The 7,709-nt window shown below is 69.4% G+C and carries 6 protein-coding genes and 1 pseudogene; 1 reads left to right on the top strand and 6 read right to left on the bottom strand.

The window, feature by feature from the left end:
* Window positions 1–406 precede the first annotated feature (406 nt).
* The 6 genes and pseudogenes from FB390_RS09815 to mftA form a co-directional block, all read right to left on the bottom strand.
* Window positions 407–1,777 carry a GAF domain-containing protein gene (locus tag FB390_RS09815; protein ID WP_141808679.1) on the bottom strand — a complete coding sequence of 457 codons (1,371 nt, stop codon included), beginning with the start codon at window positions 1,775–1,777 and terminating at the stop codon, window positions 407–409.
* Between the two features lie 125 nt (window positions 1,778–1,902).
* The gene (gene mftG, locus FB390_RS09810) at window positions 1,903–3,375 is read right to left on the bottom strand and encodes a mycofactocin dehydrogenase MftG (protein ID WP_141808678.1); all 1,473 of its coding nucleotides are present in this window, start codon (window positions 3,373–3,375) and stop codon (window positions 1,903–1,905) included.
* A 71-nt stretch (window positions 3,376–3,446) separates the two neighbouring features.
* Window positions 3,447–4,850: a mycofactocin biosynthesis glycosyltransferase MftF gene (gene mftF, locus FB390_RS09805; protein ID WP_141808677.1), complete on the bottom strand. Its 1,404-nt coding sequence runs from the start codon at window positions 4,848–4,850 to the stop codon at window positions 3,447–3,449.
* 230 nt (window positions 4,851–5,080) lie between these two features.
* The gene (gene mftC, locus FB390_RS09800) at window positions 5,081–6,391 is read right to left on the bottom strand and encodes a mycofactocin radical SAM maturase (RefSeq protein ID WP_246124268.1); all 1,311 of its coding nucleotides are present in this window, start codon (window positions 6,389–6,391) and stop codon (window positions 5,081–5,083) included.
* Between the two features lie 54 nt (window positions 6,392–6,445).
* Window positions 6,446–6,637, bottom strand: a pseudogene (gene mftB / locus FB390_RS34165) (mycofactocin biosynthesis chaperone MftB); the annotation flags it as partial.
* 13 nt (window positions 6,638–6,650) lie between these two features.
* On the bottom strand, window positions 6,651–6,755 hold the full coding sequence (gene mftA, locus FB390_RS09795; protein WP_141808675.1) for a mycofactocin precursor MftA: 105 nt from the start codon (window positions 6,753–6,755) through the stop codon (window positions 6,651–6,653).
* Between the two features lie 271 nt (window positions 6,756–7,026).
* Here mftA and mftR2 point away from each other — a divergent pair, with 271 nt between their 5' ends.
* A complete protein-coding gene (gene mftR2 / locus FB390_RS09790; RefSeq protein WP_246123939.1) occupies window positions 7,027–7,665 on the top strand; it encodes a mycofactocin system transcriptional regulator MftR2 in 639 nt (212 codons plus the stop codon).
* Window positions 7,666–7,709: the final 44 nt, after the last annotated feature.

The raw sequence follows: 7,709 nt of genomic DNA, 5'->3' as shown, positions 1-7,709 counted from the left end.
ACAACAGCTGGCCGAGCGCTTTTGGGCAGCACGAATAGACGGCATGGGCGCTACCGGAAGGCGATTCGGCGAGAGCGCGAACGGTGACGACGTCACCGGCGCGAGATCCAACAATTTGGTGAGACGAGATCGGCGGCCGGAGCCACCGGGCCTAACTCTTGATCGTTCCTCCAACTCCGCTGCCGGGGGGTCGGTCCACGCCCCCGGTGGTGTTTCCTACATCACACGGATGTCACCGCGCATTGCGAACATTAGGCGGTCCGGAAATAAAAAGGAACAAGTTCAGCTAAAAAAATCTGGACGCTTGTCCATCTAGATCTCGGCAGGCAGTTAACTCCGAGCAGATTTATGCGCGCGACCACAAACGGGGCCGCTTTGTGAGCTACCGCACTTTCGGATGTGCAGACTATGAGCCGGAACGTTGCATCCGCGTTGCATCGGCGCCGAGGCGGCGATCGAGCACCCGAATCTTGGCTTCGATCTGCGCATACAGCGGAGAATCGCGATCTACTACCGACCGGTACGCAGCCCATGCGGCGGCGTCGTCGCGACCCTCCGCGCCGGCGGTCCACCGCCGCAACACCGAGGCCTCGCGCGAACCGAGAACCGCGGTGCGCAATCGGACGCGCAGTTCGTCACGAATATCGATAATTCCCGGAGCGGTGGAACGCGGCAGCACCGGACCGGCGTAGAGACGTAATGCGGAATCGACATCACCGGAATCCAGCGCGGCCCGCAGCGCCTCCACATCGGTTGCGACATGGACGCGCAACTTGTATGGGCGCGAGCCGAACACGGTCGGCCCGACCACCGAGCGCAGCCGCGACATGGCGGCGCGAATCGTTCCGTTGTCCAGATCGGTGTCGTCCAGCAGCAGCGCGAGATGGTCCGCGCCGAGCCCTTCCGGATGTTCGGCCAACAGCAGCAGGATCTCGGCGTGCCGCTGTGACAACGGAACTCGGTCACCCGCGATGGTCAGCTGCGGCTGCCCGAGGCCGAGCACGTCGAGTCCGAGCCCGCGCGACTCGGCGGGCGCCGCCGGCTCGGGCCGGTCCCGCCCTGGCCGACCGTGCCGGCCCGAGCGCATCGCGCTGAGCACGAGGTCCATCTCCGCCGCGGTGGCGGTCGCCTTCACCAGCGCGAGGATCTCCGGCTTCGCCACCCGCACACCGCCGGCTATCACCAGGACGCCGACCAGCCTGCCGTCCGGATCGTGCACGGGCGCTGCGGCGCCGGTGATCTGGTGCATGCGGTGCAGGAAATGCTCGGGCCCGTGGATCCAGGCGGCGCGGCCGGTGCGGACCACCAAGCCGACGGCATTGGTGCCGACCCGGCGCTCACTCAGATCGTCACCCGCGCGCAAACCGATTTCGGCGGCGGCGGTGACTTGTTCGGGTTTGCCGTGTACCCAAAGGACGCGGCCGAATTGGTCGGCGATCAAAACGATCAAGCCGGTGCTGGCCGCGTCCTCGACGAGCAATTTGTCGATCAACGGCATCAGGCCCGCCATCGGGTGGGCGTCGCGGTAGCGGCGAAGATCGGCGCCGCGCAGGCCGCGCTCGCTGAGCACGTCCATCGGATCGACGCCGCTACGCAGGCTGCGCAGCCAGGATTCCAGCACGAGCGGACGCAGCAGACCGGCTAGCTGCGACAGCTGTTCGCCACCCGCGCTAAGATATCCGTGTGCTTGTGCGGCATAGGCTTCCAAAGCGCCGAGTTGCGTGCCGGGTTCGACGCCGTGCCGTGGGGACCGCCCACCTGCAAGATTGCTGACCATTTGCCTTTCTTTCCGCCACAAACTGTACCGGCGCGTATTCAGGGGTAAGGGCGGTTATTTCGGTTTGTCCGCCAGCTCACACCCGGGGCGGACCTCCTCATTTTGTGACCCATCCGTCTTTCACTTCACGATGTGAGCCAGCCCGCAGCGTGTTCGGCGAGCATCACGGCCGTGGCCTGCGGTCCTCGGCTCAGCGGCACCGGAACCACGGACAGATCCACCACGGACAGTCCGCTCACCCCGCGCACCGCGCACCGCGCGTCGACCACCGCTCGCTCGTCCCGCTCGGCTCCCATCCGGCAGGTGCCCGAGAGATGTTGCGAGGTGGAAAGATTCGCGCGCAGCCAGCCGTCGTCACCGCCCTCCGGCGGCGGGTGGCACGGGTACGCACCCGGTATTCGTCGCAGCACATCGACGGCCAGTGCGACGGCATCCCGCAATCGCGCGCGATCGGCCGCGCCCGCGAGGTAGCGGTGCTCGATCCTGGGCGCGGCGAGCGGATCCGGGCCGCGCAACCGCAACACACCCGCGGACTCGGGACGCATCAGCGCGACACCCATGCGGTGCCGGTCCCCGGCGAACGGGACTGTGTAAGGGCGGATTTCGATGTCGTCGAGACTCAGCACGTACTCCAGCGGCACCGCGGCGGGCGTCGGCGCGTCGAGCCGATATTCGAGACCGATCTCGGGATGGTCGTCGAACCGCGCGCCGACGGGCGACGGCGCCACGACCGGTATGCCGAGCGCCTGAAGCTGGTCCGGCGGCCCCAGCCCCGACCGCAGCAGCAATGCCGCCGACTCCACAGCGCCCGCGCACAGCACGATCCGATCGGCCGTCATCGTGCCGGTGGTCTCGCCGTGCTTGTAGTCGACACCGACCGCCCTGGTACCGCGGAAAAGGATGCGGGAGACCACGACTCCGCCCCGCACGGTCAGATTGGGACGTCCGAGCGCGGGCAGCAGATACGCCGTCGCGGTGCCGACCCGCGCGCCGCCGTCGATATTGCACGGCACCGGGGCGACGCCTTCGGCGGGACCCGTACCCGGCAGCGCGTTCGAATCGGGCATCTCCGCGAAGCCCGCATCGTGCGCGGCCGCGGCGAACGCGCGGCTGACCGGAGTCGGAACGGCCGTGCGGCGCACCGGGATCGGGCCGCCGCGACCGTGGCCGGGACGGTCGCCGTAGTCGCGGTCGTCCTCGAGCTTGCGGTAGGCGGGCAGCACGGACTCGAACGACCACTCCGCCGCCCCGCCGAGCGCCGCGCTCCACGCCACGAAATCCGCCGCGGGCGCGCGCACGAAGTAGCTGCCGTTGATCGTGCTCGACCCACCGAGCACCCGCCCGCGCACCAGGCTGCCCTCGACGGCGCGATCGTCGTCCGAGCTCGCCGCCAGCGTCGCGGAATACCGCCACAGCCACCGCGACTCCGGCCCGATCGGCAGGCGCGTGGCATCGCGCAGCGCCGCGGGCATCTCGGCCGCGGCCGACCACACCGGGCCCGCCTCCAGCAGGCGCACGGTGTGATCCGGCTGTTCGCTCAGCCTCGCCGCGAGCACGCAGCCCGCGGTGCCGCCACCGACGATCAGGGTGTCGACCATAGGAACCAGCTCATCCGACGGGCGGGCCGTCGGCCCGGCAAAAAACGATCAGCGCGGCGGCGCGGTGGATCTCACCGCGACGGCGCCGTGGGTTTGAGCGCCTCGACGCTGCGCGCCCGGTAGGCGCCGAGCCAGAGCCCGGTGCCGTAGGCGATGTCGTCGAGACGCTTGTAGGCCAGGTAGCGGAACGGGTCGAGCCCGCCCGCGTCGCGGTGGGTGAACCAGTCGGCGAGGCCGTCGGCCACCGCCATGGTCACCGCGATCCGCCGGATGCGCCGGGAGACCAGCATCGCGAGCACGGTCACCGGCCAGTAGTGCCTGCACATCGCCGACGCCAACCGCCACAGCCCGGCGAAGAACCCGCGGGCGAGGTAGATGGCCGCGATGCGCGTCGGGTTGTCCAGCGCGGTGAACACCCGGCGCAGCCGGGCGAGCGCGGTGGCCAGCGTGACGATGCCGCCGAGCAGGCCCCACTTCGACATCGTCCCGAACAGCACCGCGGCGAGCACCGTCCAGGACGGCACCGACAGCGGCGAGACCATGCCGTTGCCGTGCCGCTCGCCGAGCGGAGCCGCGCCGGTGCCGTAGAACATCTTTCGCCCGAACCAGGACGGGAACGAGACGCGGTGATCGTGCGCCACATGCGCGGCGGGCTCGTAGCGCAGCCGCCAGCCCGCTCGCTCCAGCCGCCAGCACAGGTCCACGTCCTCGGCGACCCGCATGGTCTCGTCGAAGCCGCCCTCGGCGAGCAGCGCCTGCCGCCGCACCAGCAGCGCGGCGCTCGGCACGTACGAGACCAGGCCGCGGGATTGCACGGCGGCCTCCCGCCTGCCCAGGTCGAGCGAGGAGCGGGTGTGCTCGTAGCGGGCCAGCGCGTTGGACTCCGAATCCAGCGCAACGATGCGCGGCGCGACGAGCGCGACCTCGGGATCGCTGAGGTGCCCGAGCATCACCTCGAGCCAACCGCTGCGCGGCACCACGTCGGAGTCCAGGAAGGCGACGAATTCGGTTGTCGCCGCCCGCAGCCCGGCGTTGCGGGCCGCCGAGGGGCCCTGCCGTCGATCGTGGCGCAGCACGGTGACCCGGCAGCGGGTGCCCCGGGATTCGGGAATCCGCACCGGTTGGTCGGAGCCGTCGTCCACGACGATCACGTTGTGGCCGCGCAGCGCCGCCAACAGCCGGGCGAGGCCCTCGGCGTTGTTGTGCAGCGGCACGATGACGGTCACGTCGTCGGGCGAAGGCAGCAGTCGCGGCCGCGGGTTGGCGACTCCGGAATCGAGCAGCCGTCTGGCAACAACCGCCGACTTGGGGTCGGTGACCTCGAGGTACCCGTCGCCGATCATCTCGGCGGCCTCCGGGGCAAGTCGTAGCAACCTGGCGGGTGAGCCCCCGATCAGGATGCGTCCCCCGGAGTATGCGCGTACCCGTGGATCGATCCGTACCCCGAAGCCGTCGGGCAGTCGATCATGGCGCATTCCTGGCATGCTAGGCGGAGATTCGCGCGCGGGCATCATCGGTCCCGAAAAAAGGATCGAATTCCGCGCGAATAGGCCCGTGACCGTGTGCCCGCCGCGCCGCGGCGTGTTGCGGTGGAGTTGCGGACAATTCGGTCACACCACCCAGCAACGCATCGGCTATTCATCGACGGACCCCCGATCCGCTGCGCTCGCCGGCTGGCAGCGCACGGCTGGCAACCGGCGGGTGATCATGCCAGCGGACTCTCGTCGCAGGCGCGCGACGGACGCCGGACCGAGAGGGTGAGCGGAATCGGCCCTGCCTTGCGTGCCGATCCTCGGCGCGGCGCCGCCCGGCGCGAGTGGTCCACCGTGGAGCGGGGAATGGTCCGTCCGGTGTCGGCCAGCGCGGCCTCGCCGTAGCCCTGCACGCACTCCGGGTCCGGCCCGTCGGCGGGCAGTCCGGTGAAGAACTTCGCCGCCATGCAGCCGCCACGACAGGCGTCGTAGTGCGCGCACCCGGAACAGGCGCCGCCGCCGCTCGGCGCGCGCAGCTCGGAGAACAGCTCCGAGGTCTGCCACACATTACGGAAACCGCCGTCGGACACCACGTTTCCGGCCAGGAAGCGGTCGTGGATGGCGAACGGGCAGGCGTACACGTCGCCCACCGGATCGACGAGGCAGACCACGCGGCCCGCGCCGCACATGTTCAGACCGGGCAGCGCCTGCCCGAAGGCCGAGAGATGGAAGAACGAGTCGCCGGTCAGAACGCCCTCGCCGTTGCGCAACAGCCAGTCGTAGAGCACCCGCTGCTGGTCCGGGGTGGGGTGCAGCTCGTCCCACACGTCGGCGCCGCGACCGGAGGGCCGCAGGCGGGTGAGACGCAGTGTGGCGCCGTACTTCTCGGCGATGGCGCGGAACTCGTCGAGCTGGCCGATGTTGTGCCTGGTCGCCACGACGGAGAGCTTCGCGTCACGGAAACCGGCGGCCGACAGGTTCTCCAGCGCCCGGATCGCCATGTCGTAGGAGCCGGGTCCGCGCACCGCGTCGTTGACCGCCGCGTCCGCGCCGTCCAGCGAGATCTGCACGTCCACATAGTCGCTCGCGGCCAGCCGGGCCGCGACGTCCGGCGTTATGCGAACGCCGTTGGTGGAGAACTTGACTCCCACGTGGTGCGCGGTCGCGTAGTCGACCAGTTCCCAGAAGTCCGGGCGCACAGTCGGTTCGCCGCCGCCGATGTTCACGTAGAACACCTGCATGCGCTCGAACTCGTCGATCAGCGCCTTGCACTGCTCGGTGCTCAGTTCCCGCGGATCGCGCCGACCCGACGACGAAAGACAGTGCACGCAAGACAGATTGCAGGCGTAGGTGAGTTCCCAGGTAAGGCAGATCGGCGCGGCGAGGCCGCTCTCGAAACGATCGACGAGCCGCACCGCCCGATCGGCTTGCGACGCAGCGCCGCCCGACCGCGGGACCACCCCCGCATCCGGCCGGACGGCCTGCGCCAGCGCGGGCTTGGCTCCCGCGGCGCCGGCCGAATGCACCGGCGCGCCGATGATCATGTCACCTTCGGCGAGTTGCGCGAGCGCCCGCACGTACGGCGCGGCGCCTTCGTCGGCGACGCCGGCGGCGCGCAGGGCCGAACGCGCCGACGCGTGCTCCGGCAGCGACCGCACGATCTCGACGACGCGCGGACTCTTCAGGAACGAGAGCTTGCGCGTGCCGAAGTGGTAGAGCAGCGCACCGAAGGGCTCGGGCCGCAGCGCCACCCTCGGATGGAGTTGCCATCGGGCATCGAGATCGAGCATGCCGGTCGCCCCGTCAGTAGACGCCGCACATGCCGTCGATGGACACCTCTTCGATGAGGCTCTCCTCGACGAGCTCCGCTGCGTCGGTATCGCTCGGTGCGATGAACTGATGCGGCATGAGAACCTCCGAGTTGACGACGGAACGCGACCACCTGTGTAGTCCCTGTCACACCATAGCGACAAGCCCCGCAAAAGTGAAACACGTTCCAATCGATGAGACCCCGCCTTCCCCCGTCGCGCGGCCCGGCCGCACCGGCACGCCGCCCTCGCGGGTCGCGCGCGCACCTGCCGCACCCCCACCGGTCGATACGCAGGCACTCTAGACTTCGGGTGTAGCGCAGCTGAACAGAACGTGACGGGCGGCACATGCCCGCGGCAGTAGAGGTGGCATGGGAGTCGGTCGAATGCAGGCGAGCGGGGGCGGAAACACACTGTCGGAGTCCGAGATCGTGGAGGCCGCGCTGCGCGTGGTTCGCGCGGATGGCGTGGAAAAGCTGTCCATGCGGCGACTTTCCCGCGAACTTGGTGTCTCCCCCATGGCGCCGTACTACTACGTGGCCGACAAGCGCGAGCTGCTCGACCTCGTCGCCAGCGCCGCGCTCACCGGAGTGCGCAAGCCACCGCCGGAATCCGGGCCCTGGCAGGCGCGCCTGCGCGAACTCATCGATCAGATCGATGAGAAACTGCGCAAGCACCCCGGGCTCGGCGATGTGCTCATCGAGCAGATGCTGGGCAAACAGCTCGACCTGATCGCCGCAATCATGGAGATCCTGTTCGAGGCGGGGTTCTCCGACCGCAACGTGCTCGCCGCCTACGCGACGATCCACACCTACCTGTTCGGCCGCAGCCGGGTGAACCCCCGCGACCGCGCCCCGCTGTCGGAAGTCGCGCTGCCCGAGTCGGTGGAGCGGGCCACGAAGTACATATCCGACCTGCGCGGCAAGTACGCCTACGACTTCGGCATGGAGGTGCTGATCGCGGGTCTCGAGGCCCAGCTTGTCCACCAGCCGGACCGCGACGTACGATGAAACTGAAACACGTTCTAGTTTTGTCGGTGGCCGCTGGACCCGCG

Source organism: Nocardia bhagyanarayanae, assembly GCF_006716565.1.
GTDB classification, from domain to species: domain Bacteria; phylum Actinomycetota; class Actinomycetes; order Mycobacteriales; family Mycobacteriaceae; genus Nocardia; species Nocardia bhagyanarayanae.
This window is presented reverse-complemented; position numbering and strand designations above follow the sequence as displayed.

Bases quoted from the DNA above. Each gene is read 5' to 3' on its own strand.
- mftF (WP_141808677.1), bottom strand. From the start codon at position 4,850: ATGCGCCATGATCGACTGCCCGACGGCTTCGGGGTACGGATCGATCCA.
- FB390_RS09815 (WP_141808679.1), bottom strand. From the start codon at position 1,777: ATGGTCAGCAATCTTGCAGGTGGGCGGTCCCCACGGCACGGCGTCGAA.
- mftA (WP_141808675.1), bottom strand. From the start codon at position 6,755: ATGCCGCATCAGTTCATCGCACCGAGCGATACCGACGCAGCGGAGCTC.
- mftG (WP_141808678.1), bottom strand. From the start codon at position 3,375: ATGGTCGACACCCTGATCGTCGGTGGCGGCACCGCGGGCTGCGTGCTC.
- mftR2 (WP_246123939.1), top strand. From the start codon at position 7,027: ATGGGAGTCGGTCGAATGCAGGCGAGCGGGGGCGGAAACACACTGTCG.
- mftC (WP_246124268.1), bottom strand. From the start codon at position 6,391: ATGATCATCGGCGCGCCGGTGCATTCGGCCGGCGCCGCGGGAGCCAAG.